Genomic DNA, 25,998 nt, shown 5'->3' on the forward strand with positions numbered 1-25,998 from the left:
CTCTCTTTTTCCATTCATTTCACGACGCCTATGTTAGAAACTATCCTTGAACATTTCAGTGACCAAACACACATTTATTAATTGAAAGTTTGATAGTTTCTAACATTACACTTAATATATCACCACTCAAACCATTAAAAACAACAACTTAAGTTAAGTTATCTAACATTTTAAATCTGGGGGAATATTATTATGAGTGATAGAAACAATCATGGCGCAATGGATTTATTATCCATTAGAGGAATGAAAGGACTGCCCGTTGCGGCTCACCACGAGCATCGCTACCAAGTGACTAACGAAGATATTAGCTTGCCCGTTGCCGTCATCAATAAACGAGCGTTAGAACACAACATGGACTGGATGCAACAATTTGCGCTTCATCACAACGTAAAACTGTGTCCGCATGGTAAAACCACCATGACACCCGCCTTTTTTCAACAGCAAAAGGCAAAAGGGGCTTGGGGAATTACCGTCGCGACCCCGCCACAAGCAGAAATCGCTGCTCACAGTGGTATAACCAACATTATTATGGCGAACCAATTGGTCGGTAAAACCAATATGGCAATGATTTCCCGCATGCTTGAAGAGACAGATAGCCAATTTATATGCTGTGTGGACTCTCAAAAGAATGTGGAACATCTCAATACTTTCTTTGCAAAAAAAGACCAAACCATTAACGTCCTCATTGAGCTAGGTGTGGAAGGCGGACGATGTGGCGTAAGACACCACGATGATGTCCTAGCGTTAGCGCAGTACATTGAAGCGACATCCAACGTCACACTCGTTGGTATTGAAGTCTATGAAGGTGTTATTCATGGCGGAGATGAAGAGCAACGGGTTCGAGACCTATTAACCTCGACTATCCAGCTAGGTCGACAGCTGCTCAATGATAAACTGCTACCACCCCAGCCAATTCTTACCGGCGCAGGATCTGCATGGTATGACGTCGTTGCTGAAACGCTTGCAAACCTCGATGACTTTGAAGCGATTATTCGTCCTGGTTGCTATGTTATCCACGACACGGGAATTTATCTGGAAGCACAAGAAAAAGTCATGGCTCGAGCGAAAAAAAATCAAGGCTTTGCCTGTGATCTTGGTGGCGACCTCACCTCTTCTCTGGAGGTCTGGGCTTACGTTATTTCAAGACCGGAACCCAATAAAGCAGTGGTTGGACTGGGCAAACGTGATGTTGCCTTTGATGCAGGATTACCTACCGCGGAGCGTCTCTATCGGGACGGAAAAGCGGTGCCGATAAATGATATCACCACCACCAATGTCATGGATCAGCATACATTTTTAGCGATTCCAACTGACTCAGACATCCAAGTTGGTGATATGATTGCGTTTTCAACTTCACATCCATGCCTAACGTTTGACAAGTGGCGCTATATTGCCATCAGCGATGATGATCATGTTGTTGAACAATGGGTTGAAACGGCTTTCTAAGGAATAAAAAGTGAGTGTAGACGTCGATATTATTTCGCAAATTACGGAGCGCTACAGCGCGCTTCGTGATGCAGAAAAAAAAGTAGCCGATTTAGTGATGGATGATGTTAGTAGCGCGGCTAACGCCAGTATCACTGAGCTAGCTCAACAGGCGAATGTCAGTGAGGCGACCATTACTCGCTTTGCGAAAGCGGTGGGATGCATCAATGTACGGGATCTCAAGATTAAGCTTGCTCAATCTCTCGCCGTTGGCCAACGGTTCATTATTGAGCCACCTGACAATACCAGCCATCAAGGCATCTATGAATCCATAAAACAAGCGCTCGACATCAATAGAGCGCTCATCAACGAACAAGATATTGCACAAGCTGTTGCTATGCTTCACTCAGCAAGGCAAGTCATTGCGATCGGTGTGGGTGGTGGTTCCACCATTACCTCGCAAGAGCTGCAGCACCGTCTCTTTCGCTTAGGCTACCCAGTTGTTGCCTATAATGATGGTCTACTGACTCGCATGGTCGCAGCTACCGCCGATCCCAACGATGTCATGGTGTTAATTTCAGCGACAGGGCATACGCCGCAGGTCATTGAATCCGCTATCATCGCAAAAGAGTACGGTGTTAAATTGATCGCGATTACGCCAGCTGATTCTCCATTGGCGAACACCTGCGATATCGTACTGCCCATCATCCACCAAGAAACGGATTTTATTTATAAGCCATCCGCTTCTCGTTATGCCATGTTGGCATTGGTCGACGTACTTTCTATGGAGTTAGCGGTGAATCATAAGCGCCGCTCTCGAGATCGCCTACGAAGGCTTAAACTGGCTCTTGATTCGCATCGAACAGGCAGTGATCGCCAACCTCTAGGTGACTAGCTGAATTGATAGGCTCATGACTAGGACGCCCGCCATGAATATCAGGTTTACGTCCCGCAATGGTTTAATGGTTTCTAAAGCTGCATTCGTGCAGCTTTTTTATTGTTCTTTCGGTTTTTTACGCGACCACATAGATCGACACTTCGCTTGTCACTGTATAAATGCGAGTAATACTCACTTGTTCATCTTTGATTCAGAATCAAAACGGTATACTAACCCCCTACTCGCTTTTTATCAGAGGTTACTATGAAAAACTTACTTATCACCATTAGCGCGTTGATCATTGGTTTCTTTGCGATGATATTCAGTTTGCTCATGGCAATCCCACTGGCCATCGCCGCATTTATCACTGGCAACCGTATTAAAAAGCAAATGGAGCAGCAATTAAATAGCCAACAATTCCGCCAAGACGCCGACTCTGGAGCGACTATTGAAGGTGAATATGAAAACGTCTCAACCAAATAGCCGACTGCGGCGATTAAAGACTAGGCATAACCGAAAAGTGGTTGCCTTTGTCTTTTATCTGGCAGTGTTTGTAAGCGCTGGTGTTATGGGATGTGACAGCCTTACTCTGCGTAGTTTCAATAATCCAACCGCTCAGAGTCCAATCGTACCTTCAACCCCACCGTCAAATGAATTGGCGTAACGGCATTGCGTCCTGTTACCCTATTTAGAGGCGATTCCTGCTTCGAATATGCTGCAAGATACTTCTGGCGATATTCGCTACGGTATTTTTAGTTGACGAGCATTGCTCACGTATTATTCAATTCGATTCCCTGCCGTTACCACACTCATTGAATGGCTTTTTGCTCATTACCTTGATTTCCCAAGAACAACGGTCCCAAAAGTGTAGATAATTCGCGACGAGCCTCTAGGACTCTAGGAGAACGGCTATGTTACTCACAGTACATGAGCGATTGGGGGAGCGAAAAGTAACGATTTGTCACTAATCGCGCTTTTTCGTTTCATATTTTTTCTCCACTCCCCTACAATGTGCCCCATCCTAATCCCAGGTTATTGTCCTGTTGTATTAATGTTATTTAGTAAATTGGTTAATCAAAATGTTTAAACTTTTTAAAACGCGATTAAGTGCTTATTACGAGTTCCTTATTCTCAACGCGTTGCTCGCAACCCTGATTGGCGTTCGCTACTTCTTGTATTTTCCAGAGTTGCCATTTGATGGCATTCAAGCCACATTTGCCGCAACCAGTCTTTTTAGCCATATGAGTCTGCTCGCGTTAGTATTTTGGTTACTTGGGTTGGTGCTTTGCGTCCTCCCCCTAAAAATTAAACGACCCATTCTTGCCCTAACGGCTACTTTAGGTCTCACATTTCTGTTCGTCGATACCATGGTATTTGGTTTCTACCGATTCCACCTAAATTACCCCGTACTATCCATGGTGATGTCAGGGCAAATTGTAGAATTCCCGCTATCCGCATGGGCAATGCTTGTTGCTGGGCTTGGCGCGGTATTTGCGCTGCAATGGTGGGCGCTAGGTCGTATGGAAAGCCACTCTTTTGGTTTCACTAAATCACTGCGTAAGATCTTCTTCCCACTGTTTTTAGTGACGACATTAGCCAGTCATGGCATTCACATTTGGGCGTCGGCTAAAACCTATCAACCGGTGACATTTGTAAACCAATATCTTCCTTTGTTTTATCCAACCATTGCCAACTCTCTCCTCATGAAACATGGTTGGCTAGACCGTGAAGAACTTGAAAAAAGCCAAGCTCAAACACCGAAAGTCCAAGGTGGACTCAACTATCCAATAAACCCATTGGTGGGCGCAGCGCCAGCTCAACCAAAAAACATCATGCTCATCCTGATTGACTCATGGCGACCAGACACCGTAACACCGCAATATATGCCAACCGTTTATGAGATGTCTCAGGAAGGCGTGTCTTTTGATAGACACTACTCATCAGGTAATGCCACTCGAATGGGAACATTCGGTTTGTTCTACGGATTGCCGGGTCCATACTGGCACCCGATGCTCGCGAACCAACGTCCAACCGTTTTGATGGATAGATTACAACAACTTGACTATCAAATTGGTGTGTTTACTTCTGCGCATCTTGAATCACCAGAGTTCAACCGTACCATTTTTGCAAACATCCCTAACTTGCGACTTCGTGGTAAAGCAAAAGGTGATGCGTCAGCGAGAGACATTGAGCTAGTTGAAGATTGGAAAACGTGGTATGACAACCGTACCGACAAACCTGCCTTTTCATTTATGTTCTTTGATGCACCACACGGCTTTGTTTTCCCGAAAGACTACGAGCCAAGATTTGAGCCAATGTCTGGGCCCAATAACCCGTTTGTTCGCAGTAATGATTCGGATCCAGAGCCCATATTCAATCGTTATCGCACCAGTACACACTTTGTTGATAGTAAAATTAAAGAAGTGGTTGAAAAACTCAAAGCGGATGGCACGTACGACGATACTTTAATCATTGTCACCGGTGACCATGGCGAAGAGCTTAACGACAACGGACAAAATTTCTGGGGTCACAACGGTAACTTTACTGAAGCTCAAATCAAAGTGCCGTTTATCATGCTCGGTGCTGGTATAGACAAAGCAAGCAATCAGTGGCCAGCAGGTATGATGACCACCCACTTTGATTTTGTCCCAACGCTGATGAAGAACTACTTAGGCGTGACTAATGACCTAAAAGACTACACCATAGGTGAAGATCTATTAGGCGAAGCGATTGATCGACCATTTACCATTGTTGCTGACTATGGTGACTATTCGGTTGTGTCACAAGATAAAATCTTCTCTTTGAAGGGCAACGGACTATACGAAGTCAGAGACGGCAGTAACCGACTCCTACCAAAACAAGAGATTGATCGTGAACGTATGCAATATGCGTTAGAAGTGCTGACTCGATACACAAAATAGCCGGATAACTCGTTTAATTGCACCGATTAAAAAGGGAAGAAGCATGCGCTTCTTCCCTTTTTCATTCAACTGTTAATCTAAAGACTAAGCTGTTATCGCTACAATTAAGCGCTACCTATTACGCGCTAACCACTATATGACTCGCTCTGTCCCGCGCTATCATCCCGCGCCTCAATATAAAAAACCTCAGCGCTACACCTTGCAACGTGTACCTCACCTTGAATCACATTTCCACGAGCCTCAAAAGCGGGCACTAGACGCATAGTCGGGTCAAACATTATGGTCTTATCGCGCTGAGATTTATTAATCACAACCAACCCTTTACTACCACGAGTAAAAGCTAGTATATCTTCGTTGGCTTCTAGCACTTCAAAAGTCTCACCATGCATTCGATGATAAAACTCAATCAACTGAGACAACTTAGGATCCTTCCAGCTGTCCACCCACCTTGGTTGCCCTTGCTGATTGATGATCCCACTTGGATCCAAGTCCGCATAAATGAGCGGAACGCCACCATCTCGGCCTAAGATATACACATAAGCGAGCCATTCATTTTGCTCAGCTAATACCAGGTTTTGGAATACATCATTGTTGGGAATATCGTGGGTGATCGTAAACGTGATCGAACGAGCATTGGTCAGCGCTTGTCCAAAGCAGTATGGATCAATAAGTGAAGCCATACTGCCGTCACTTTCGAAGACCTCAAACAACGTATTAAACAATGGAAAGTCATACGCTGCTAGCCGGGTTTCTTCCAAATATGGCTGCAGAAATAACTCATACTCTTCCTTGGTTGCGCCACCATCAGTAATGATTTCCCCAAAGACGTGCATTCCATCTGTTATATCGTCTGTAAATACGGCTTGAATATGCTCGAGGCTAAGATGCTTTGCCGCATCAATGCGAAACCCTCGCACTCCAAGCCCCTTCATTGCACATAAATACGCTTGTTGCTGTTCGATCACCCGCTTACCGGTTCTTAACGTTGGCAGCCCGGGATCCTTTGGTCCTCCCGTCAAACGGCCATTTTGAACTTCCCAACGATCTTTCCAATTTTTAATGCCAAATGCTTCAACAAAGTCATTTTCATCAAAAAGTGGCTCATTGAGGTCCCCGAATAACTTTTGTTGTTCAAAATATTGGTGGTGTGAACGATAGCGCTCTAGGTCTTCGGGACTCGGATACTGAAGGTCTAACCTCGCGTTGGACTCATTTGCCATGTGATTAAAAACCACATCGATATATACCCATAAATCGAGTGCATTAAGGGCTAACATCATTGATTTGAAGTCTTCTGTATTGCCCAGTTTATTATCAATCACTCGATAGTCTTGCGGTTGATAAAGCTGCCACCATTGAACAGACGTTGATTGTCTAAATGATTTCATCGGAGGCGAAACCAGTATCGTCTTATAGCCCGCAGCTTTTATTTCTTGTGCTCTTTCTGCTACCAATGCATATGGCCAATCAAAGGCATGCAGAATGACATTACTCTGACTCAGTGCCGAATGTGACATGTTGACTCCTGTCAATAATGCGTGTGTTACTCTATTTGCCATTATATCGAAACGAATCTTGTCCAAATCCTCCTCTCGTCAATTTCTCTTGTATGAGAAGCTAGGCGTAGCGATCGTTAGGGATTGAATAACCGCTTCATACTGTATTACGCAGCCGCTAATCGTTGCTTGTATTTGTCACCACTGCAGGAAAAATGGACATAAAAAAACGCGCCGTTAAAGGCGCGTTAATATCTCAACCAGTCTTAATGACGTTAATCGAGTTAAAACTTCTTAGGGGCAAACCCAGTCATTACATCTAGGCGTAGCTCTTTACCAATTTTCGTCATTGGATGAACCACCACTAAGCCTTTCACGCTCTTTTTCAACTTACCTAGATCCGCTTGCTCTGCTTTGGTAATTTCACGGTAGAAAGGCATGTCTAGCAAGCTCTTACGCTCTTTGTTCATGTCATAACTTGCTTTGTGCTGAAGCTGAGCCAGTTTCTTTGTCAGCTTATCAATTTCATCCGTAAATTTAGAGATCATCTCGCTGTCACTACGTGACTGAGCACTGTTTAGCTTATGACGACAAGCATCAAGACGGTTTTTAAGTGTTTGGATTTCTTTTTTCATGCTCATTGTAATCTGAACCTAGTAAACGAATGAATAAAACGGACGCGGAGTGTACCACAGACTCCCCACCCATGCTGTTAAGTTTAAGTGCGATATAACACCTTTACGATATGCCAGCCAAACTTGGTTTTGACTAGGTGAGGTGTTAACACTTCGCCGGTAAAGCAGATTTTATCAAATTGTGGAACCATTTGACCTTTTCTAAACTCACCTAGATCTCCTCCTTTCTTACCAGAAGGGCACGTAGAATATTTCTTAGCAAGAGCCTGAAATTTAGCACCTTTTTTCAACTGCCCCATAATGTCGTCTGCTTTGTCTTTATGCTTAACAAGGATGTGAAGTGCGTGTGCGGTTCTTGCCATGACGTGTCTACCCTAATACCTAATGAAGAGATGCTGATAATAGTGCTGAGTGTAAATCAAAATGAGATCGAAATCACGTTTACAATCTAAGCAGCGTCAACTTTATTCCAATCTGCCGCAGATAAGTTAGGGAAAAATAAAACTATTCTATAGAATTAGACTGTCATCAACCTAGAGTAAGAATTCCAATGTCGACGAAGATAAGTAAAGCCAATCAAGCACAAGGTATGTTGCTGTTTACGCTTAATATGCAGAAACAGCGCTTTGCCATCGGCACACTTAAAGTTCGAGAGATCGTGCCATTTTTGCCGACAACACAAATCCCTTACTCACATCGCCATGTGGTGGGTACTGTTAGCATTCGCGGCTTAACCGTACCCGTGATCGATATGGCAGCGGCGATTGGCTTTAGACCCATCACTCCGGAAGAGTATCCCAGTACTTACCTGGTTGTTACCGACTGCCTGCGTACCGTGGTCGCCTTTATGGTACGAGAAATAGATAAAATCATTGAGTGTAATTGGAAGGAAATAGAACCCGCTCCTGAAAGCTCCGGCAAGAACATCTTCGTTACCGGGGTCACTAAGTTCAATGGCGACATCGTTCAGCTCCTCGATGTAGAGTTGCTATTGTCGAAAATTTACCCTCAATACGCGGATACTAAAATTCCGATGCTCACCGATGTACAACGAGAGCGAATGAAAGCTTTGAACGTATTGCTTGTGGATGATTCATCTATCGCGAGAAAGCAGCTCGGCGATGCGCTGAATCAAATCAATATCCCATTTGAAATCTGTAAAGATGGCAACAGCGCATTGGCTTTTATGCGTGAAAAAGCGCACACCCCTCAAGCGATTGATATCCTTGTAAGTGATATTGAAATGCCAGGGTTGGACGGTTATGAACTCGTATTTGAAGTACAAAATGATGTGTCATTGAATCGTGCCTATCGGATTCTACACACCTCGCTGTCTAGCGAGATGTGTACCGATCGCGCCAGACAGGTGGGCGCGCATGAAGCTTTAGTGAAGTTCAATGCCGGAGAGCTCATCGAGGCCATGTTACGAGGCGCTGAAACCTTTGTGGAATCTAAAGCGGCCTCATAACAGGTTCTGTGCCGAATGACGTTTTACAAAAAAACCATTATTCCACGGTATCGCTGCTTTCTACGCGGCGATGCCCTTCTTGCAAGTGGACAAAGTCGACTAAATCCTCACCAGATACCTGATACGCCTGACCAAAGCCTTTAACAAATAACCCTTGTTCCGCTTTTAGGTTAAATAATACAAAATCTTGCAACTGGCTTAAGCCGTCAATAATCTCGCCGAAACGAGCTTGCATCTGAGCGACCACGGCGTGCCATTGCTGTGTGTCCCTTTCCACCACAGTTGCAACCGCATCAAACGTCAGGCGCTTACGAGCAAACAACTGCTTACTTTCAGATTCATCCTCAATCATCATCAATGACACGTTAGGGTTAACTTGTAAATTACGAGCATGACGGGCGATTTGTGAAATCAACACAAAGTAACCATCTTGGTTTTGGACAAATGGCGCATAGCTAACATTCGGGCAACCTTCTCCATCGACGGTAGCAAGTTGAATCGTTTTACGCGTTTGGCGAAACTCTTTGATTTCAGGCCCTAATCGTCCCTGTAGTCGCTCTTGCTTAACTTGCTTATCCATTTTTCTGTTCCTTTCTCTGACTTTCTTTGATTATTTTTATAAGGGGGTAAACTGGTTGTCGTTGCCGTATCGAACGATTAGCGCAATTCGCTCTGCATCGTTTTAAAGCGAGTCACCTGCTCAGGCAATAGCTGACGCTTGTCGTCACGCCCAAGATAAATCTTGAATACGTTATGACCAAGCGCATCAAAAAAGCCAAAATAATGGCTTTCATTACCCATAAAAGGCTTACTCACTAATGCCACATGCGTAATCAGGTCTAGCTTTAAGTGTCCATGTAACTCACCCGCTTTACCCATAAGATTATAATAGCCTCTTGCCATTTTTCCCTTTGGAAACGGCGCTTTAACCTCAAAGATAGAACCGAACGAATGGACTATCGTTGTCACTTGTCCCCACGTAGTAATGGATTCCAGAATGTCTTGGGCGATACTCCCTTCCGTCACCGCGACCATTTCACTCGGTAGAGCACAAACCACTTCAAACTCGCTTACCTCGAGTTTATCTGCGATCGCAGCAGGCAATAATTTAGGTTCGTCCGCCAAAATCGCAGCCACTTTTTGTTTTAAATTCATTTTTGTTCCTATTTAATCTGAGACTAGTCATGCCACTTCGCTGATTAGGCAACGAAATGCAATTTTTTGTTACTGTGAGGCAAAGACGCTGGCACAGAAGATTGTCCATGACTCAAGGTCGACAACGCAGAAATTGCGCCTTGTGCCAACGTGACCGCCCAAAAACTGCCTGCTAGCGTCAATAACAAATAATCACCCTTGAACTCTACTAAGCCATTTTGCTCCCACACTTGAAACAAGGGTGTGAGTAATTCAAAAGTATCGTGTTCAAGCGTCATTGCCAGTGCACTTCGGCGCACCACACCGCTATCAAATCCAGCTTTCAAACTCGCAAATACTGGCTCCAATGAATGGTGTTTGCTCATCATCGCAATGGTCGTGTCACCTGAACGTATTGCAGACATATACGAATCTAATGATCGATGGTTCATCATTCCATATCCACCAATATTGCCACCCGCCCCACACCCTATTGGTAACACTTCTGCATAGGTCTTAGCGACACTATTGTATTGGCTACGTTCACGGTTATCTCTAGCCCAGTGATTAACACTGAGCTGCTTAATAAAATGTTCCTTCATGAAAGCTACGCCATATTCATACATAGCAGCTTTCTGCGCAGAATTGGCGGGCGGATCTATACGCCCCTTTTCCACCATATTAAGCATTGGCGCATTGCCGCCGACAACAAGCTGATAAAGGTCAACACCATGCGCACCTGAATCCTTGAAATCATCAAGATCTTGGGCAAACACTTCCAGTGTTTGATATGGAAGTCCGTAGAGTAGATCGATAATAATGGGCGCTTCGTCTAGCGCGCTTAAGTGCGAAACTCGTTCAAGCACAACCTCGCGGTCATCAAGCCTTTTCGCGCTGCGTCTTACTTTAGTATCGAAGCTCTGAACACCAAAGGAGAAGCGATTAAACCCACCTTCTAGTGCTTTATCGAACATTTCATCGCTAAAGCGGTTCGTTCTTCCTTCTAACGTCATCTCACAATCTGTCGCTAAGGGAAACGAGTGACGAATCGCTTTGCCCAGTCTTTGTATTTGATCAGGGGATAAATCCGTTGGCGTCCCACCACCAATATAAACAGCATGAAACAAACCTGTTTGAGTCCAAGCAAGCCGAGATTTCAGCTCAATTTCTTTCAGTAGTGCTTCAAAATAATCATCAACTAACTGCCGACTTGCCGCATTTTGAAAGAAATTACAAAACGTACAACGTACCCGGCAAAAAGGGATATGAATGTAAAGGCAGCGCTTGTTCGAGCGCTTTGAAGACACAGAAGTCAGTGATTGAAATAGAGACTCATAACGCTCTGACTCTATCGGCACGCCCATGCCACCAGCATGAGGTGACGTCTTCTGCGTAAAAGCGAAGCGCAGCGGATCGGGCGAAGAAACACCAAAGTGTGTCGCGTTAAGATGAGTTAAGTCGATTTTCATATCTATTCTCTGTTACCACTCACCCCCGTAATTAGGGGTCTTAGAAGATATTCACGATCATAAATTGGTGATAATGATAATGCAATTGATAATTGATCTTATTTTCATTGTGATACATAATCGCCTTCTCTCACTAACTGACAACAATGTCTAACGAGAGCAGGCGCTCGATGTTCAATCGAGAATTACGGTGAATAGAGGTTGAGTTATGAACGTCAAAAGGTATGTCGTTGCAGGAAGCTTATCTGTGGCATTCCATATTGGTTTTATGCTGGTCGACGACACACAACAAGTCTTTGCTATGCCGTCAGGTAGTCACTCTACATCGGTATCACTCAATTTTATCGCTCAATCTTCAGCGGCATCACCGGCACCTGCACCTACACCTGCAAGTGATACCGACGTTCCAACAGACACGCCCGAAAAAGCACCTGTACCGCCTAATTCTGCTGAAACTAATTCTGCTGAAACTCACTCTACTCACAGGAAGCCTGTAGAAAGTCGCCCTGTTCAAAAATCGGTAACGAAAGCGGATAGTTCATCGGTGACAAAGAATAAAAAGCAACCTGTAAAACAGGAAGACGTTGTTCACAAGGCGCCGAAAAAAACATCGGCGACCCCAAAGAAATCACCGAAGGAGCAAACCAAGCCCGCCCCTAAAAAAAGTGAACTAAAAGAAGAAAATAAAGAAACAAAAACATCGGAGAACGATTCCGCGCCCACGTCGGCGCAACCAGCCATCGTCAATCAAGGGGTAAGTAATGAACCCGTGCTGAGAAAGACCCCTTCTTTCACGACAACACCTGTGCAACCAAGATATCCGAGAGTTGCCAGAAAACGCGGCATTGAAGGTACCGCAACCTATGAAATTTGGTTAGATGAATCCGGAAACCAGACAAAACAAGTTCTTGTGTCCTCATCTGGGGCCACGATTTTAGATAAGACCGCACTTGACGCAATCAAACAATGGCAATTTTCAGCCTATACCGTTAAAGGGGTTGCGGTCGCCCATCGTATTCAAATTCCTGTTCGTTTTAAATTGGATTAATCATGGAAACACTACATTACTTACAACAGCAACTTGGGCTAATGACCTGGCCATTGCTTATTTGTTCGGCACTAACAGCGATGATCATCATCGAACGACTCTTTCAAATCGTCATCAGCACTGGCGTTGGAATGAGAGCCATTCGCCAAAAGTTGAACCACATATCACCCACTAACGCTACAGATATAGAACAACTTGCCACAGTACTGTCTGATAAGCGCCCATTGTTATACCGCGGTGTCGCCATGCTATTAGCACACCACTCCTTTGCGAAAACATTGCGTGAAGATGCCGCCAGTATTTGGCTACAGGATAAGCGACATCAACTCTACTCAGGGCTAAAGTTGCTATCGCTAATTGGTGTTATCAGTCCATTAATTGGACTTTTAGGAACAGTGCTTGGGCTGATTGAGATGTTTAAAGGTATTGCTGCAGCTTCTGGAAATGTAACGCCAAACGATTTAGCACAAGGTCTTGGCCTTGCGATGCGAACCACCGCAGCCGGTCTTATGATCGCTCTACCTGCCATCGCTGGCGCACAACTTATTAGTTTATGGGCGGAAAGAATCGTCGCGAAATTGGAGCACACGCTTAACTTTGTCAACCTTTGGCTTGAAGGCATTGAAATGCCACATTCCGACAAAGATCCAGTGCAGACCCGCAACATCGATAAATTATCAGTAACGGAACCATCATGATTAAAGTTAGTGAGCCTGCATCAAGCGCATCTATTTACCCTGATCTTACTCCGTTATTAGACATTATCTTTATTGTCATGGTGTTTTTAATGCTCACCGCCTCCGTTCGTTTGGAGTCACTGAACGTTGAATTACCGGCAACGGAGTCTAATGCCGTATCTGAAGTCGATAGCCAGTCCCTTACCGTCAATATCCTTGCCGATGCTCCATACTGGGCATTGAATACCAAACAATATATCGATTGGGAGAACTTCAAAATCACGCTGTTAGAAGAGTCAAAATCCACAGCTCAACCAATCATCATAGCAGCTGACAAAACAGCGGATGTACAACATTTAGTCAAGCTGCTTGCCTTTATGCAAGATAACGGCATTCCCGCAACGCAGCTCTTAACGGAAGACTCTGCCAAATAATTAGGAATTCTCATACTATGCTTTATACACTACGTAAAATGCTATTCATCAGTACCATCACATCCGTGATGGCGTTTAATGCCTTCGCGCAGCCCACTCAAGCAAAGCTCGACATCTCCTCTGAAGATGGGCAGAACATCATCAGTGCTGGGGCGTCAGTCACCGAGTTGCTTTTTGCTCTTAAGGCTCAAAGCCAATTGGTCGCGGTGGACGTAACGAGTGTATTACCCCCAACTCTTGCGTTACCTAAAGTTGGCTATCATCGCGCACTATCGGCGGAAGGATTGCTCGCGATGCACCCAGACCTCATCATTGGAACCGACGAAATGGGGCCTAAACCCGCTTTAGAACAATTAAAGCAAGCTGGTGTTAAGGTTGAAGTTGTTGATACATCGGCAAACATTACTGGGCTTAAAAAAAGAATCGATCAGATTGCTGTGTTAACTCATACCCAACATAATGTTGCGGCATTGAAAGACAAAATCGATGCTCAACTCGATGCCCTTACCTCTAACCAACCGTCGACATCAAACGAAAAGAAAAAGATTCTGTTCTTACTCATCCATGAAGGTAGGCCTGCAAATGTAGCAGGAAGCGGTACCACGCCTGATGCAATTATTTCACTAGCAGGAGGGATTAATCCTGCGGCAACAAAACTGAATGCTTATAAGCCATTATCAAATGAAGCTATTATTGAAATGCAACCTGATATCATTTTGGTCAGCGACCGCAGCTACCGTCAACTAGGTGGAGCCGATGCCTTGCTAAAAGCCCTTCCTATGCTAGCCGCGACGCCTGCTGGCAAAAGTCAGAAATTTGTCACCATCGATGGTCATGCGCTAGTTGGCGGGCTAGGTTTAAAAAGTCTCTCGGAAGCGCAAAGATTGAACGAGCAGCTCTACGCAGAATAACCTCAAATCAGCCAATGAGATGCATCAAAATATTACCTGCTCATTGGCTGTCACCCGCTTATTCTCATTCCTTTCTTTTGGCTAAATGGCTCCAAATTAGATTAACCTAACTTTTAGCGACTCTTGCAAACTTATGCTTAGACATTACTCTCTACCCGTTATATTCGCCGGCTTTATCACGCTACTTATCGTCACAACTGTCTACTCCGTGACGGTTGGACCAATGTCGATTTCATTCTCAGATAGCGTGATCGCATTGACAACACGCTCTAATGAACTCGCCCCTCACATCCCTTTAGTCGTCAATGATATCCGTTTGCCCCGAACACTATTGTGCTTAGTAGTAGGTGCAATTTTGGCCATTTGCGGCACGGTCATGCAGGGGTTATTTCGTAATCCCCTTGCGGAACCCGGCATCATAGGTGTCTCAGCTGGCGCGTCACTGGGCGGCGCGATTGCGATTGTCTGTTTTTCTACACTCGGTACACAATTTCCGGAATTGATGAATCTCGCCGTCGTCCCCATCTTTGCTTTTCTTGGCGGGGCATTGACCACTGTTTTAGTCTATAAACTGGGTTCAGGGAAGTTTGGAACATCAGTCACAATTATGCTTTTAGCTGGGGTAGCGATAAGTGCTTTGGCGGGAGCAGGGATCGGCTTTCTCAATTTTGTCGCCGATGATCAAATGCTTCGCGATCTCTCTTTATGGTCAATGGGCTCTCTTGCTGGTGCAACATGGGGAAAGATATCGCTTGCAACATTGACTCTTCTGGTTCTGCTCATCCTCTTTTCAAAGAAGGCAATGGCGCTTAATGCCTTGCTCCTTGGCGAATCTGAGGCGTTGCATCTTGGTATTGCGGTACAACGCCTCAAACGTCAATTAATACTACTCACCGCTGTGGGTGTAGGCGTCACTGTCAGTGTATCTGGTCCTATCGGTTTTATCGGCTTGATCATTCCTCATCTGGGACGGATGCTCATAGGCCCTGATCACCGAACACTATTGCCGGTATCCGCACTGCTTGGCGCTCTATTGATGACGGCAGCTGACATGATCGCCAGAGTTGTCGTTGCACCTGCAGAGTTACCAGTTGGGATCGTAACTGCGATCGTCGGCGCCCCATTTTTCCTCTATCTGCTTTTTCAGCAAAAAGGGAAGATTCTTTGATGACATACCAAAAGACAACGACAGGAAATTCAGTGATTAGTGAATCTGAATACGCCATTTCGGCCAGCAACATTTCGGTTAAGTTTGCCCATACCACAGTTTTGGACAACGTTTCTATCAACCTAAAACCTGGGGAAGTCACCGCGTTACTCGGTCCAAATGGTGCAGGGAAAAGCACGCTGTTAAAAGTGCTTAGTGGAGAAATAAAAACCCAGGCGAATATTCACTATTTCGGTCACTCACGCGACACCTGGACGCCTTCTAAGCTCGCCATGCATTTAGGTCTTGTGTCGCAACACAGTACGTTAAGTTTTCCATTTCTCGCTTCAGAGGTGGTAGAGCTTGGTGCTATACCGCTTAAACTGCCTAATCGAGATATTAAAGCGTTAGCAAAGCATTACCTTAACACTGTCGATATGTTGCCACTTGCCTCGCGTGCCTATCCCAGTTTATCCGGGGGGGAGAAACAACGAATCCACTTTGCAAGAGTACTGAGTCAGCTTCACCATGCTAAAAGACAAGCTATCCTCATGCTAGACGAACCCACTTCAGCGCTCGATCTTGCTCACCAACACCAAACACTCACGCTGGCCCGTGAGTTAGCGACTCAGCGCAATGCAGCCGTAGTGATCGTTCTTCATGATTTAAACTTGGCTGCACAATATTCGGATCGTATTGTGGTATTAAATAAACAAAGAATTGTCGCAGATGGCTCACCACAAGAGGCTATCACCCGCCAGATGATTTCCGACGTTTATGGCTATGATTCCATAATTACCAAACATCCAACGAAAGGGTTCCCCTTAGTGTTGTCTCAGTAATTGAATGAATATTCCAAATGACAAGAAATCATTTAAGATAAGATAACTCATTGACCATAAAAATACCGCAACCATTAATAGTTGCGGTATTTAAGTAGATAAACAATAAACGAGTAAAAGTGAAAAGGGCTATTTACTTACTTAATTGAATCAAAGAACGGCCTAACAACCACTCCAATTCTTTTTCACTTCCTGCGCCATATTGCGTTTCAACTAAATTGTATAAGCGGTCGATACCTTTAGAGGCAAACTCATGCGCGTTTTCTGAAGTCACAATATGATGAAAGAGTAACTTTAAAATTGCCAAAAACTCATCATTCTTTAGTGCTTTTAACCAACTATCGACGAAATTATCCAACCCGCCTTCAAACTCAAGATGTTCCACGAACATCTTAAAGATTCGCCCGTCAAGCGCCGCTGTAAAGTCCGTTTTCTTTGGAAAGTGATGACTAATCCCTGTTCTTGATACGCCAGTCTGTTGACTTAAAGTCGTGTAAGACATTTTGTCGTAACCCAAACGGATGATTTGGTCGACAACTGCTTCCATAATCTTTTGAATAGTGATTTCAGTATCTTCTTTACTACGCTTTGGCATTTGAAGCTCTTCTCTATATTGCTGTGATGCATTGGCTGTATGCTATACCATAATTAAAGCAATTCTCGGTAAAATTATCTAATAAAATAACAAGAATAATGATTAACCTTTGATCACGGTATTATAAGTATGCTCATAAACGGATATGAGATATGCATACAATTGAAATATTATAAAAAACCATTAATAGATTTATAACTTATAAAGTCTATCACTACTCCGTTTAGTAAATACAACTGTGTACTCTATCGCTAGGACACCTGTCTCATTTTTGAGAACCTCATCACACTTACTACTTACAGCTTGCATAATAAAAGCTATCAAGATCTTCATCTACATCAATCAAATGAATGCATATGCAACTTAAGTGTTAGCCAATGCTGGTGACTTTTATTCGATGAAGAACTATCTCTCCGGCAGAACACGACTTTGTGTACTTACATTAATGCTGTCAATTTTTTCTGGCTACCTGATAACCACAGTTATAGAATGGTCTCATAATTAGTAAGAGGTATTGTTATGTCAAACACATATAAAGAAGAAGCAGTATGTGACGCTTGTGGCGTCTCCGGAGAAATGGGCTTCATCATCAAAGAGGGTGACGATGTGGCTGAGGTTCAGCTCTTTGCTGAATCTAAAGCACTGTTAGAGCAAGAAATTCAAAAGTATATCGATCTTGCTCAGTCAGTCTCTAAAGAAGTTCAATACGACATTTCTGCTCTCGAAGAGGACTCTACCGAACTGCAAGCTCGTTTCAAATTTGAGGTAAGTGCAGAAAAGCTCATTTTTGAACTTAAGACACGCTCTATCTCTCGCTAGCCTCTAAAAATCGGCTAATATTGAGCGATAGACTGAACACTAGCAAATAAGAGCGTGAATGGGATCATTCACGTCAAGATGCTAAAGCGAGCACTATTGCTCGCTTTTTAAACGCTTCCACTTCAGTTCACCATTCATCTCAAAGTCTTGTTCCGCCACGCACTGTAAGATGACCCCCTCTACGTTGATCACTGACCCCAATGAAAATGCCTTATCATTGAAATAACACACTCGTTTACCTAGCTTAGAATCAGAAAGCAGCACCGCAGCCCCTACGTCTACTCCCGGTGTCGTGATTACTTTTGCATTAACGGAAGACAGAGGTGCCCCGACGGCGACGATAACTATTGCCGTTAATTTTGAAATCGCACGCCACGTTTTCCATTGTTTTCGTTGACTATCCATTGCACACTACCCGTATTGTCATTAATTTTCGGCTCTGTTTTCTATGATTCGCGTCTGTTTACTTATTATTACTTGGCTTGCTTCTGCTAGTCAGCTTAACGCGACATCGCTTGATCACCATAAAATTCTCAACCATCTTGATAATTACGGCAATCTCCACCTCCGCAATAAACCCTACACGGCATTGCCAGATGGGCTCATTATCAAAGGTAACCTCAACATTGCAAAAACAGCCATAGAAGTCTTACCCAATAATTTAGATATCCAAGGTAGCCTAGACGCCTCCAATAGTTTAGTGGCGTATATCCCAAGAGGAACGAAAATCACAGGTTATGCGAATCTGCTCGGCAGTCAGTTAGCGGCATGGCCTGAAGGTGTGACTCCCGGAGGATATATCAACTTAACGGATACGCCCGTTGTTAAACTTCCTGACGGCATGATCGTTAATGGTGATCTTGGCCTGATTCGAACCCCACTATCAGAGCTACCAGACAACCTTATCGTCAAAGGTAGTTTGTACATCGGTGGCTCAAACATTACCACTCTTCCTGCCACACTCACTGTTGACGGTAATATATTTCTTGGCGGCAATCGCATTACAAAGTGGCCAACAAACCTCACACTTGGTGGCGCAGTTGCTCGCTAAATAACCTTTTCAAGTTCGCAGCTCCTGGTTACTCTGCGTTTCACTACGCTTAAAAGTAGTGGGATATGGTCAAATACCTTGTGCGTATATGTTCAATGAGAAGACGAACTTTATTTGGCGGCTGCCGGGTAAACGGGTACACGGCATAGATACCCAGCTTTTTCCCAACTTGCTCTGGAAAAATGTCCACTAGCTGCCCATTTCGTACATCATGGTACACCAGACAACGCGGTACATACGCAATGCCATGGCCCCCCAGTGCCGCCTTTCTTAATGCGCCAGCATTATTGGTTGAGAACGAACCGGATACCTTAATGATTTGATTACCACTTTGACCTGCTTTGAATTCCCAATCCGTTGCCCCTGTAGTTTGATAGGCATACTGAAGGCAATTATGCTGCGTTAAATCATGTGGCTTTAACGGCTTACCATTTTTGGCAATATAAGAAGGCGACGCGCACACGACCCATTGAGAATCGAGAATGTGGCGCGCAATTAAACTGGAATCTTCTAAGTAACCTGTACGAATAACCAAGTCATACCCACCATCCACGAGGTCGACAAAACGATTGTCTAGCGACATATCAACGCTAAGACCCGGATACATATTACAAAACTCCGCCACGGCGTCGGCAAGAATCAGATCGCCGGATATGGTCGGCACAGACATTTTAATATGCCCACTAATATTCTCGCCAAAACCCGACACCGATGCAGCGGCCTCCATCGTCGCTTGGGTCACATTTTTAGCACTGTGGAGCAACGCTTTACCCGCTTCAGTTAACGTTAATTTACGCGTTGTTCGATATAATAACTGCACGCCTAGTTCGTCTTCCAGCCGAGCAATCCGTTTACTAACTACCGAATTTGTCAGGTTATTTTGCTCAGCGGCTCGACTAAAAGCCCCCAATTCAACTACCTGATAGAACAAGATCAAATCATCTGCACGCATCACATTAGGTCATTTATGGAAATAATCATTTTCATTATTTCTCTGTATCAAGGAAATTGGAAGCGTTAACTTCACACTTTATTAACAGCCCAGTCACAATATGGCATAACTGAGTTAGACGTTGGAGTCACATCATGCGTATCTACCCACCGAAACCATCAAAGGTCTATTTCTACGCTACCTGTCTAGTGGACGTGTTTGACCCTGATGCAGGACTCGACGCAATCACTTTGCTCGAACAACAAGGCATTGATGTCGTTTTTGTCGAAAAGCAAACCTGTTGTGGTCAACCCGCTTATACTTCCGGCTATCCCAAGGAAGCAAAACAGGTCGCTCAAAGCCAAATAGATTTATTTCCAGAGCCTTATCCCATCATTGTGTTATCAGGATCTTGCGGTGGCATGATGCACCACCACTACCCAACACTGTTCAAAGGTAGCCATCAAGAAGCCAAGGTGAACGCCTTCTGTGACCGGGTATTTGAATTGACAGAATTCTTAGTCAAAGTCTGCCGAGTTAAGCTAACCGATAACGGGCAGCCGGTGTCCGTCGTAATGCATACCTCATGCGCAGCCCGACGAGAGATGAATGTCCATGCCACCTCAACAGAGCTGTTATCTCAGCTCTCTAATGTCGAACTGCGTGTGCAGGATTACGAAAGTGAATGCTGCGGGTTTGGAGGAAGCTTTTCAGTCCGTCATCCAGACATCTCTCAAGCCATGGTCGAAGATAAGACTCGCCATATCAGCAATACGCATTCCGATACCCTCGTCAGTGCGGATTGGGGCTGTTTGCTCAATATCAACGGCGCGTTCGAATACCAACACAAGCCAATCATTGGTCGCCACCTTGCTTCTTTCTTACTTGAGCGTACACAGGGGTAAATTCATGAGCCAACAACCTAGCAATTTTCATCAGCAAGCCAAAGAGGCGCTCGACGATGCTCAACTGCGCGATAATTTTCGTGGGGTGATGGATTACTTACGCGACAAAAGAAAGACGGCCTTTGAGGACCCAGAAGAAGAGGAAACTATCCGCAATATTGCAGAATCTATTCGCCAGCGCTGCTTAAGTAAACTTCCCGAGCTCTTAGAGCAACTCGAATTCAACTGCTATCGAAATGGGATCCAAGTGCATTGGGCGGAAACCCCACAACAAGCGAATGATCTGATTGCTGATATTTCAGCTCAGCACGATGCCAAGCTGATCATCAAAGGTAAGTCGATGGTTAGCGAAGAAATAGAAATGAATCATACGTTGGAAAAGCTAGGGATCCGCTGCCTAGAAAGTGATATGGGCGAATACATTGTGCAACTTGACGGTGACAAACCCTCACACATCATCATGCCTGCTATCCACAAAAACAAACAAGAAGTCAGTGACACCTTTAGCACCCATTTGGATAATTTTACTCCGACCAATGATGTCGATAGCTTGATTCAGACCGGCCGTACTCGGCTAAGACGTCAGTTTTTTGAGGCGGATATTGGTCTATCTGGGGTGAACTTTGCGGTGGCAGAAACCGGTACGCTCTGCCTAGTTGAAAATGAAGGCAATGGCAGAATGTCAACAACCGTACCCAAGGTGCATATTGCCATTACAGGCATAGAAAAAGTTGTCGAATTTCTAGCGGATGTGCCACCTCTGTACAGCGCACTCACTCGCAGCGCAACAGGGCAAGCCATTACCACCTACTTCAATATGATCAGCTCACCTCGAAAACATGCCGAAAAAGATGGGCCTGAAGAGGTACACCTCATCTTACTTGATAACGGTCGTAGCCAAGCTTACCAAGACGAGGAACTGCGTAAAACCTTACAGTGTATACGTTGTGGTGCGTGCATGAACCACTGCCCTGTTTACACCAAAATAGGGGGCCACGCTTATGGCACCGTTTATCCTGGTCCAATAGGGAAAATCATTTCACCGCATTTATTAGGACTGGACAAAACCAAAGACCTTGTGACGGCATCAAGCTTGTGTGGTGCCTGTGGTGAAGTCTGCCCGGTCAAAATTCCTATTCCTGAAATGCTATTACGGCTCAGACAAGAAGCCAAGCATCCAGCACGCAAAGACAATGCCCCCTTAAAAGGACAAAATGCCGCGCATAGCACAATGGAATCTGCGCTTATGTCCAGTTATGCGCTCGCCGCTTCATCACCAAACCTTTATCACTCGGCCACCTTTCTCACCAGTAAACTGCAACACCTTATTCCAAGTAACCTTGGTGCATGGACGCAATGTCGCACCCGCCCTAAGCCTGCTGATAAAACACTGCATCAGCGCATGAAAGCTCGTAAGTAAATCTAAACCGCAAGTCAATTTAAGCTCGTACGCGAATGAACGATCGTCAGCGTTCAAAAATAATTATGAATCAGGTGATGACAATGGATACACGCAGCAGTAAAGAAAACATTCTTAGCCGCCTCAAGCGCGCGCCGCGCTCCAGCTATCAAGGGGATGAACCCGTTTATCGTCCATGGGGGAGTGATTCGGCGCTCACTATGGATAACAAAGCACAACGCTTCATCTCAATGATGACGGCCAACCATACCGACGTAAAAGTCACGACTCGTGCAGCACTCGTATCCACTCTTCGGGGCGTGATATCAGACTATCAACTTAATCACATCGCTATTGGGACGGCGGGTGAATATATCGACGCGTGCCAAAATGCCACCAGCCATGTTCAAGTGACAGAATTTATCCACTGCATAGAGCACTGGAAAACAGAACTTTTTGACCAAGTTGATGCTGGCATCACACACTCTGCTGGCGGAATTGCCGATACTGGTGCCATCATTTTGTGGCCAACTGAGCATGAACCGAGAACGCTCTCACTCGTTCCTCCTTGTCACATTGCGCTGGTAAAAAAATCAATGTTGTTTGGGCATTTTCAACAGGCGATGGCGCACAATCAGTGGAATCATTATATGCCTAGCAACGCCTTGTTGATTTCTGGGCCATCAAAGACAGCAGATATCCAACAAACCTTAGCGTACGGCGCGCATGGCCCCAGTCAACTGGTCGTCATTTTCTTGGAAGATGAATAACATTTAAAGGATGATAGTAATGAACACCCCCAAGCATGACACGACGATAGATCGCTACCAGACGCTGCAGACAATCCTTGCCGAAAAAATCCCTACGCAACGAATTATCACCGGCGAGCCTGAGCGACTGGCTTATGGCACCGATGCCAGTTTTTATCGCCTGATCCCAAAAATCGTCCTACGTCTTAAAAGCCTCGATGAGGTCATCTTCGCAATTCAACAATGCAGTACACTTAGTATTCATTTCACTTTTAGAGCGGCGGGAACCAGTCTGTCGGGACAGGCCGTTTCTGATTCGGTGTTGATAACCCTAACCGACGATTGGCGTGGGTATGAAATAACAAGCGAAGGCAATAAAATTCGTCTTCAACCCGGCGTTATTGGGGCAGATGCCAATCGCTATTTACTGCCCTATCAAAGGAAAATAGGGCCTGATCCAGCGTCGATCAACACCTGTAAAATTGGTGGTATTGCGGCCAATAATGCCAGTGGGATGTGTTGCGGTACCGCTCAGAATTCTTACAAAACCGTCGATAGCATGAAAGTCGTGTTTACCGATGGATCCATTCTAGATACAAGCGATAGCCATAGTATTGCTCGGTTCAAAGAAACGCGTTCCGATATTGTCACAGGTCTACAGGCCCTGGCTAAACAAACCCAAGAAAACATCACGCTATCAGAAAAGATCACCCATAAATATCGTCTAAAAAATACCACGGGCTATGCACTTAATGCCTTGGTTGACTTTCAAGATCCTATCGAAATTTTAGAGCACCTGATGATAGGTTCTGAGGGTACGTTAGGATTTATTGCAGACATCACGTACAACACGGTGGTCGAGCATCCATTTAAAGCTTCTACCCTACTGACCTTTGCCAGTATTGAAGAAGCCAGCCAAGCGGTCACTATTATCGCTGATACCCCAGTCGCCGCCGTCGAAATGATGGACGGCCGCTCACTTAGATCCGTTGCCGATCAACCTGGCATGCCTGCTTTTATTCAACACCTCGATTTGGAAGCTGCCGCGTTATTAATTGAAGTCCACGCATCGCATGGCGCTGATCTTCTACACTCTAACGCTGCTGTTATGGACGCACTCTGCGACTTTACTATTATTGAATCGGTCCCCTTTACCACCGACCCTAGCACTGTCGCCACACTATGGGGGATTCGTAAGGGGATGTTCCCCGCCGTCGGCGCAGTCCGAGAAGTGGGAACAACGGTGATCATTGAGGATGTTGCCTTTCCTGTCGAAAACTTAGCCGCGGGCGTTCGCGATCTTCAGCAGCTCTTTGACCGCTACCAATACAACGAAGCCATTATTTTTGGCCATGCGCTAGAAGGCAACTTACACTTCGTTTTCACGCAAGGTTTTGATAGCGAAAAAGAGATCCAACGCTATGGCCAGTTTATGGATGATGTCGCCGAGCTCGTGGCGGTAAAATATCAAGGTTCACTAAAAGCTGAGCATGGGACGGGCCGTAATATGGCACCGTACGTTGAACTTGAATGGGGTCGAGATGGCTACCAATTAATGCAGCAGATCAAAGCCTTATTTGATCCTCACGGTTTACTTAACCCCGGAGTGATCATCAATGACAACCCTCACTCGCATATTGAAAACCTAAAACCCATGCCAGCAGCAGACGATCTTATCGATCGCTGTATTGAATGTGGATTTTGCGAGCCCGTTTGCCCTTCACGCACTCTTACGCTTTCTCCTCGTCAGCGTATCGTGCTGTACCGGGAAATCCAAAGAAGACGTAGCGTCGCGAATTCCTCTGCCAACAATCATAGCCATGAGGCCTCACCCACAGCGACTAACGAAAGCGATGCGCAGCTTGAACAAGCCTTTAAGTATCAAGGTTTAGATACCTGTGCCGCCACTGGTCTCTGCGCCGATCGCTGTCCTGTCGGTATCAATACTGGGGAATTGGTCAAACAGTTGCGAACGGCGCATTATCAAAAATTTCAACCCATTGCCAAATGGACGGCCGATCACTTTACCACCACCACAACCATTGCTCGTTTCGGGCTAAAAAGCAGCGCGCTAGCTGCAAACTTATTGGGCAACAATAGGGCCGAAAACCTTGCTCAGGGGCTTAGAAAGCTCAGTAAAAATCGTACGCCAGTGTGGTGGGCGGAAACACCCACCGCGAATAAGCATTCACATTCCAATACCGCGCTAAACGCTTCTTCTACTATTATCGCGTCCTCTGCGACTGGCGCTTCGTCCCCCATACTCACCGACAAAAAAGTCGTCTACCTTCCATCTTGTGCGAGTCGAAATATGGGGACACAACCTAAAGCCAAAGATCAGCGTTCACTTAGCGACGTGACACTGTCACTCATGGAGAAAGCAGGGTTTGATATCATTTTTCCTGAGGCGCTATCAGATCAATGCTGCGGCATGCCTTACGACAGTAAAGGCATGGTTGACATCGCAACGCAAAAATCCGCGCAGCTAGAAGCCAGCTTATGGCAAGCAAGCGAAGAAGGAAGATATCCAGTATTAATGGATACGAGCCCCTGTGCCAAACGGAGTATCGAGCAGTTTACCAAACCACTTAACATTACCGAGCCTGTCGGTTTTGTCAGCCGCTATTTATTACCACATTTATCATTGGTTCCAGTCAACGAATCCGTCATGTTGCATGTCACGTGCAGTGCACGTCGTATGGGATTAGAACAAAACATGCTCAAACTCGCACAACAGTGTGCGAGCCGTGTCATTGTTCCTGAACATATTCAATGCTGTGGTTGGGCAGGAGACAAGGGTTTCACGACACCAGAGCTTAACGAGGCCGCCGTCGCACCACTAAAAAAACAAGTCCCCGCCGATTGCCAACGTGGATTTAGCAATAGTATTACCTGCGAAATAGGTCTCGCACATCATAGCGGCATACCGTATCAATCTATATTGTATCTGGTTGATGAGGCTGCAGAGCCGCAACTTTAGTAATGCGCTCATTCATGAGTGATATGCCATTAATGAGGTAGTGAAGGACGCTTAGGGAAAAGACATGGTTTATGCGTGTTGGGCT

26 protein-coding genes are annotated in these 25,998 nt (G+C 45.1%); 17 read left to right on the forward strand and 9 right to left on the reverse strand.

Annotated elements, in window-relative coordinates:
* Window positions 1-192 precede the first annotated feature (192 nt).
* The 4 genes from M9196_RS03895 (at window position 193) to M9196_RS03910 (ending at window position 5,223) form a co-directional block, all read left to right on the forward strand.
* Window positions 193-1,446, forward strand: coding sequence for an amino acid deaminase (locus M9196_RS03895; RefSeq protein WP_406707617.1), 1,254 nt, complete (start codon window positions 193-195; stop codon window positions 1,444-1,446).
* Between the two features lie 10 nt (window positions 1,447-1,456).
* Window positions 1,457-2,320 (forward strand): MurR/RpiR family transcriptional regulator, encoded by an 864-nt coding sequence (locus M9196_RS03900; protein WP_250616212.1) that lies wholly within the window; start codon window positions 1,457-1,459, stop codon window positions 2,318-2,320.
* Between the two features lie 246 nt (window positions 2,321-2,566).
* Window positions 2,567-2,785, forward strand: a complete 219-nt coding sequence (locus M9196_RS03905; RefSeq protein WP_250616213.1) for a hypothetical protein — start codon at window positions 2,567-2,569, stop codon at window positions 2,783-2,785.
* Window positions 2,786-3,381: 596 nt separating this feature from the next.
* The gene (locus M9196_RS03910) at window positions 3,382-5,223 is read left to right on the forward strand and encodes a DUF3413 domain-containing protein (RefSeq protein WP_250616214.1); all 1,842 of its coding nucleotides are present in this window, start codon (window positions 3,382-3,384) and stop codon (window positions 5,221-5,223) included.
* Between the two features lie 125 nt (window positions 5,224-5,348).
* Here the strand turns inward: M9196_RS03910 and M9196_RS03915 are convergent, their stop codons facing one another.
* The 3 genes from M9196_RS03915 to M9196_RS03925 form a co-directional block, all read right to left on the reverse strand.
* On the reverse strand, window positions 5,349-6,740 hold the full coding sequence (locus M9196_RS03915; RefSeq protein WP_250616215.1) for an alpha-amylase family glycosyl hydrolase: 1,392 nt from the start codon (window positions 6,738-6,740) through the stop codon (window positions 5,349-5,351).
* A 263-nt stretch (window positions 6,741-7,003) separates the two neighbouring features.
* Window positions 7,004-7,360 carry a YibL family ribosome-associated protein gene (locus M9196_RS03920; RefSeq protein WP_250616216.1) on the reverse strand — a complete coding sequence of 119 codons (357 nt, stop codon included), beginning with the start codon at window positions 7,358-7,360 and terminating at the stop codon, window positions 7,004-7,006.
* Between the two features lie 77 nt (window positions 7,361-7,437).
* Window positions 7,438-7,716 carry a peptidylprolyl isomerase gene (locus M9196_RS03925; protein WP_250616217.1) on the reverse strand — a complete coding sequence of 93 codons (279 nt, stop codon included), beginning with the start codon at window positions 7,714-7,716 and terminating at the stop codon, window positions 7,438-7,440.
* Between the two features lie 188 nt (window positions 7,717-7,904).
* Between M9196_RS03925 and M9196_RS03930 the strand changes: the two genes are divergently transcribed.
* A complete protein-coding gene (locus tag M9196_RS03930) occupies window positions 7,905-8,822 on the forward strand; it encodes a chemotaxis protein (RefSeq protein ID WP_250616218.1) in 918 nt (305 codons plus the stop codon).
* Window positions 8,823-8,859: 37 nt separating this feature from the next.
* Here the strand turns inward: M9196_RS03930 and hutZ are convergent, their stop codons facing one another.
* From hutZ to hutW, 3 genes are all read right to left on the reverse strand, one after another.
* A complete protein-coding gene (gene hutZ, locus M9196_RS03935; RefSeq protein WP_250616219.1) occupies window positions 8,860-9,402 on the reverse strand; it encodes a heme utilization protein HutZ in 543 nt (180 codons plus the stop codon).
* Window positions 9,403-9,479: 77 nt separating this feature from the next.
* Window positions 9,480-9,977 carry a heme utilization cystosolic carrier protein HutX gene (hutX, locus tag M9196_RS03940; RefSeq protein WP_250616220.1) on the reverse strand — a complete coding sequence of 166 codons (498 nt, stop codon included), beginning with the start codon at window positions 9,975-9,977 and terminating at the stop codon, window positions 9,480-9,482.
* A 44-nt stretch (window positions 9,978-10,021) separates the two neighbouring features.
* Entirely contained in the window at window positions 10,022-11,425 is a 1,404-nt protein-coding gene (hutW, locus tag M9196_RS03945) for a heme anaerobic degradation radical SAM methyltransferase ChuW/HutW (protein ID WP_250616221.1), read from the reverse strand.
* 208 nt (window positions 11,426-11,633) lie between these two features.
* Between hutW and M9196_RS03950 the strand changes: the two genes are divergently transcribed.
* From M9196_RS03950 to M9196_RS03975, 6 genes are all read left to right on the forward strand, one after another.
* Entirely contained in the window at window positions 11,634-12,473 is an 840-nt protein-coding gene (locus M9196_RS03950) for an energy transducer TonB (protein ID WP_250616222.1), read from the forward strand.
* A gap of 2 nt (window positions 12,474-12,475) precedes the next feature.
* Window positions 12,476-13,171: a MotA/TolQ/ExbB proton channel family protein gene (locus M9196_RS03955; protein ID WP_250616223.1), complete on the forward strand. Its 696-nt coding sequence runs from the start codon at window positions 12,476-12,478 to the stop codon at window positions 13,169-13,171.
* The gene (locus M9196_RS03960) at window positions 13,168-13,584 is read left to right on the forward strand and encodes an ExbD/TolR family protein (protein WP_250616224.1); all 417 of its coding nucleotides are present in this window, start codon (window positions 13,168-13,170) and stop codon (window positions 13,582-13,584) included. The genes M9196_RS03955 and M9196_RS03960 overlap by 4 nt, the downstream gene beginning before the upstream one ends.
* 17 nt (window positions 13,585-13,601) lie before the next feature.
* A complete protein-coding gene (locus M9196_RS03965) occupies window positions 13,602-14,495 on the forward strand; it encodes a heme/hemin ABC transporter substrate-binding protein (protein ID WP_250616225.1) in 894 nt (297 codons plus the stop codon).
* A 133-nt stretch (window positions 14,496-14,628) separates the two neighbouring features.
* Entirely contained in the window at window positions 14,629-15,663 is a 1,035-nt protein-coding gene (locus tag M9196_RS03970) for a FecCD family ABC transporter permease (protein WP_284677075.1), read from the forward strand.
* Window positions 15,663-16,484: a heme ABC transporter ATP-binding protein gene (locus M9196_RS03975; protein WP_250616227.1), complete on the forward strand. Its 822-nt coding sequence runs from the start codon at window positions 15,663-15,665 to the stop codon at window positions 16,482-16,484. The genes M9196_RS03970 and M9196_RS03975 overlap by 1 nt, the downstream gene beginning before the upstream one ends.
* A gap of 133 nt (window positions 16,485-16,617) precedes the next feature.
* Here M9196_RS03975 and M9196_RS03980 read toward each other — a convergent pair whose 3' ends face one another.
* Window positions 16,618-17,079, reverse strand: coding sequence for a TetR family transcriptional regulator (locus M9196_RS03980; RefSeq protein ID WP_250616228.1), 462 nt, complete (start codon window positions 17,077-17,079; stop codon window positions 16,618-16,620).
* A 519-nt stretch (window positions 17,080-17,598) separates the two neighbouring features.
* Here M9196_RS03980 and M9196_RS03985 point away from each other — a divergent pair.
* Complete coding sequence (locus tag M9196_RS03985; RefSeq protein ID WP_250616229.1) at window positions 17,599-17,898, forward strand: YfcZ/YiiS family protein; 300 nt, start codon at window positions 17,599-17,601, stop codon at window positions 17,896-17,898.
* A gap of 93 nt (window positions 17,899-17,991) precedes the next feature.
* Here M9196_RS03985 and M9196_RS03990 read toward each other — a convergent pair whose 3' ends face one another.
* On the reverse strand, window positions 17,992-18,303 hold the full coding sequence (locus tag M9196_RS03990; protein ID WP_250616230.1) for a DUF1496 domain-containing protein: 312 nt from the start codon (window positions 18,301-18,303) through the stop codon (window positions 17,992-17,994).
* A 43-nt stretch (window positions 18,304-18,346) separates the two neighbouring features.
* Here M9196_RS03990 and M9196_RS03995 point away from each other — a divergent pair, with 43 nt between their 5' ends.
* Window positions 18,347-18,949 (forward strand): hypothetical protein, encoded by a 603-nt coding sequence (locus M9196_RS03995; protein ID WP_250616231.1) that lies wholly within the window; start codon window positions 18,347-18,349, stop codon window positions 18,947-18,949.
* A gap of 49 nt (window positions 18,950-18,998) precedes the next feature.
* Here the strand turns inward: M9196_RS03995 and M9196_RS04000 are convergent, their stop codons facing one another.
* Window positions 18,999-19,901: a LysR family transcriptional regulator gene (locus M9196_RS04000; RefSeq protein WP_250616232.1), complete on the reverse strand. Its 903-nt coding sequence runs from the start codon at window positions 19,899-19,901 to the stop codon at window positions 18,999-19,001.
* A 134-nt stretch (window positions 19,902-20,035) separates the two neighbouring features.
* Between M9196_RS04000 and M9196_RS04005 the strand changes: the two genes are divergently transcribed.
* From M9196_RS04005 to M9196_RS04020, 4 genes are all read left to right on the forward strand, one after another.
* A complete protein-coding gene (locus M9196_RS04005; protein WP_250616233.1) occupies window positions 20,036-20,785 on the forward strand; it encodes a (Fe-S)-binding protein in 750 nt (249 codons plus the stop codon).
* 4 nt (window positions 20,786-20,789) lie between these two features.
* On the forward strand, window positions 20,790-22,205 hold the full coding sequence (locus M9196_RS04010) for a LutB/LldF family L-lactate oxidation iron-sulfur protein (protein ID WP_250616234.1): 1,416 nt from the start codon (window positions 20,790-20,792) through the stop codon (window positions 22,203-22,205).
* A gap of 83 nt (window positions 22,206-22,288) precedes the next feature.
* On the forward strand, window positions 22,289-22,954 hold the full coding sequence (locus tag M9196_RS04015; protein ID WP_250616235.1) for a LutC/YkgG family protein: 666 nt from the start codon (window positions 22,289-22,291) through the stop codon (window positions 22,952-22,954).
* 19 nt (window positions 22,955-22,973) lie between these two features.
* Window positions 22,974-25,913 (forward strand): FAD-binding and (Fe-S)-binding domain-containing protein, encoded by a 2,940-nt coding sequence (locus tag M9196_RS04020; RefSeq protein WP_250616236.1) that lies wholly within the window; start codon window positions 22,974-22,976, stop codon window positions 25,911-25,913.
* Window positions 25,914-25,998 lie beyond the last annotated feature (85 nt).

The organism is Vibrio methylphosphonaticus (assembly GCF_023634655.1).
Classification (GTDB): domain Bacteria; phylum Pseudomonadota; class Gammaproteobacteria; order Enterobacterales; family Vibrionaceae; genus Vibrio; species Vibrio methylphosphonaticus.

Coding starts and splice junctions, on each gene's coding strand:
- M9196_RS03895 (WP_406707617.1), top strand. CDS start 193: ATGAGTGATAGAAACAATCATGGCGCAATGGATTTATTATCCATTAGA.
- M9196_RS03905 (WP_250616213.1), top strand. CDS start 2,567: ATGAAAAACTTACTTATCACCATTAGCGCGTTGATCATTGGTTTCTTT.
- M9196_RS03910 (WP_250616214.1), top strand. CDS start 3,382: ATGTTTAAACTTTTTAAAACGCGATTAAGTGCTTATTACGAGTTCCTT.
- M9196_RS03915 (WP_250616215.1), bottom strand. CDS start 6,740: ATGTCACATTCGGCACTGAGTCAGAGTAATGTCATTCTGCATGCCTTT.
- M9196_RS03920 (WP_250616216.1), bottom strand. CDS start 7,360: ATGAGCATGAAAAAAGAAATCCAAACACTTAAAAACCGTCTTGATGCT.
- M9196_RS03925 (WP_250616217.1), bottom strand. CDS start 7,716: ATGGCAAGAACCGCACACGCACTTCACATCCTTGTTAAGCATAAAGAC.
- M9196_RS03930 (WP_250616218.1), top strand. CDS start 7,905: ATGTCGACGAAGATAAGTAAAGCCAATCAAGCACAAGGTATGTTGCTG.
- hutZ (WP_250616219.1), bottom strand. CDS start 9,402: ATGGATAAGCAAGTTAAGCAAGAGCGACTACAGGGACGATTAGGGCCT.
- hutX (WP_250616220.1), bottom strand. CDS start 9,977: ATGAATTTAAAACAAAAAGTGGCTGCGATTTTGGCGGACGAACCTAAA.
- hutW (WP_250616221.1), bottom strand. CDS start 11,425: ATGAAAATCGACTTAACTCATCTTAACGCGACACACTTTGGTGTTTCT.
- M9196_RS03950 (WP_250616222.1), top strand. CDS start 11,634: ATGAACGTCAAAAGGTATGTCGTTGCAGGAAGCTTATCTGTGGCATTC.
- M9196_RS03955 (WP_250616223.1), top strand. CDS start 12,476: ATGGAAACACTACATTACTTACAACAGCAACTTGGGCTAATGACCTGG.
- M9196_RS03960 (WP_250616224.1), top strand. CDS start 13,168: ATGATTAAAGTTAGTGAGCCTGCATCAAGCGCATCTATTTACCCTGAT.
- M9196_RS03965 (WP_250616225.1), top strand. CDS start 13,602: ATGCTTTATACACTACGTAAAATGCTATTCATCAGTACCATCACATCC.
- M9196_RS03970 (WP_284677075.1), top strand. CDS start 14,629: ATGCTTAGACATTACTCTCTACCCGTTATATTCGCCGGCTTTATCACG.
- M9196_RS03975 (WP_250616227.1), top strand. CDS start 15,663: ATGACATACCAAAAGACAACGACAGGAAATTCAGTGATTAGTGAATCT.
- M9196_RS03980 (WP_250616228.1), bottom strand. CDS start 17,079: ATGCCAAAGCGTAGTAAAGAAGATACTGAAATCACTATTCAAAAGATT.
- M9196_RS03985 (WP_250616229.1), top strand. CDS start 17,599: ATGTCAAACACATATAAAGAAGAAGCAGTATGTGACGCTTGTGGCGTC.
- M9196_RS03990 (WP_250616230.1), bottom strand. CDS start 18,303: ATGGATAGTCAACGAAAACAATGGAAAACGTGGCGTGCGATTTCAAAA.
- M9196_RS03995 (WP_250616231.1), top strand. CDS start 18,347: ATGATTCGCGTCTGTTTACTTATTATTACTTGGCTTGCTTCTGCTAGT.
- M9196_RS04000 (WP_250616232.1), bottom strand. CDS start 19,901: ATGCGTGCAGATGATTTGATCTTGTTCTATCAGGTAGTTGAATTGGGG.
- M9196_RS04005 (WP_250616233.1), top strand. CDS start 20,036: ATGCGTATCTACCCACCGAAACCATCAAAGGTCTATTTCTACGCTACC.
- M9196_RS04010 (WP_250616234.1), top strand. CDS start 20,790: ATGAGCCAACAACCTAGCAATTTTCATCAGCAAGCCAAAGAGGCGCTC.
- M9196_RS04015 (WP_250616235.1), top strand. CDS start 22,289: ATGGATACACGCAGCAGTAAAGAAAACATTCTTAGCCGCCTCAAGCGC.
- M9196_RS04020 (WP_250616236.1), top strand. CDS start 22,974: ATGAACACCCCCAAGCATGACACGACGATAGATCGCTACCAGACGCTG.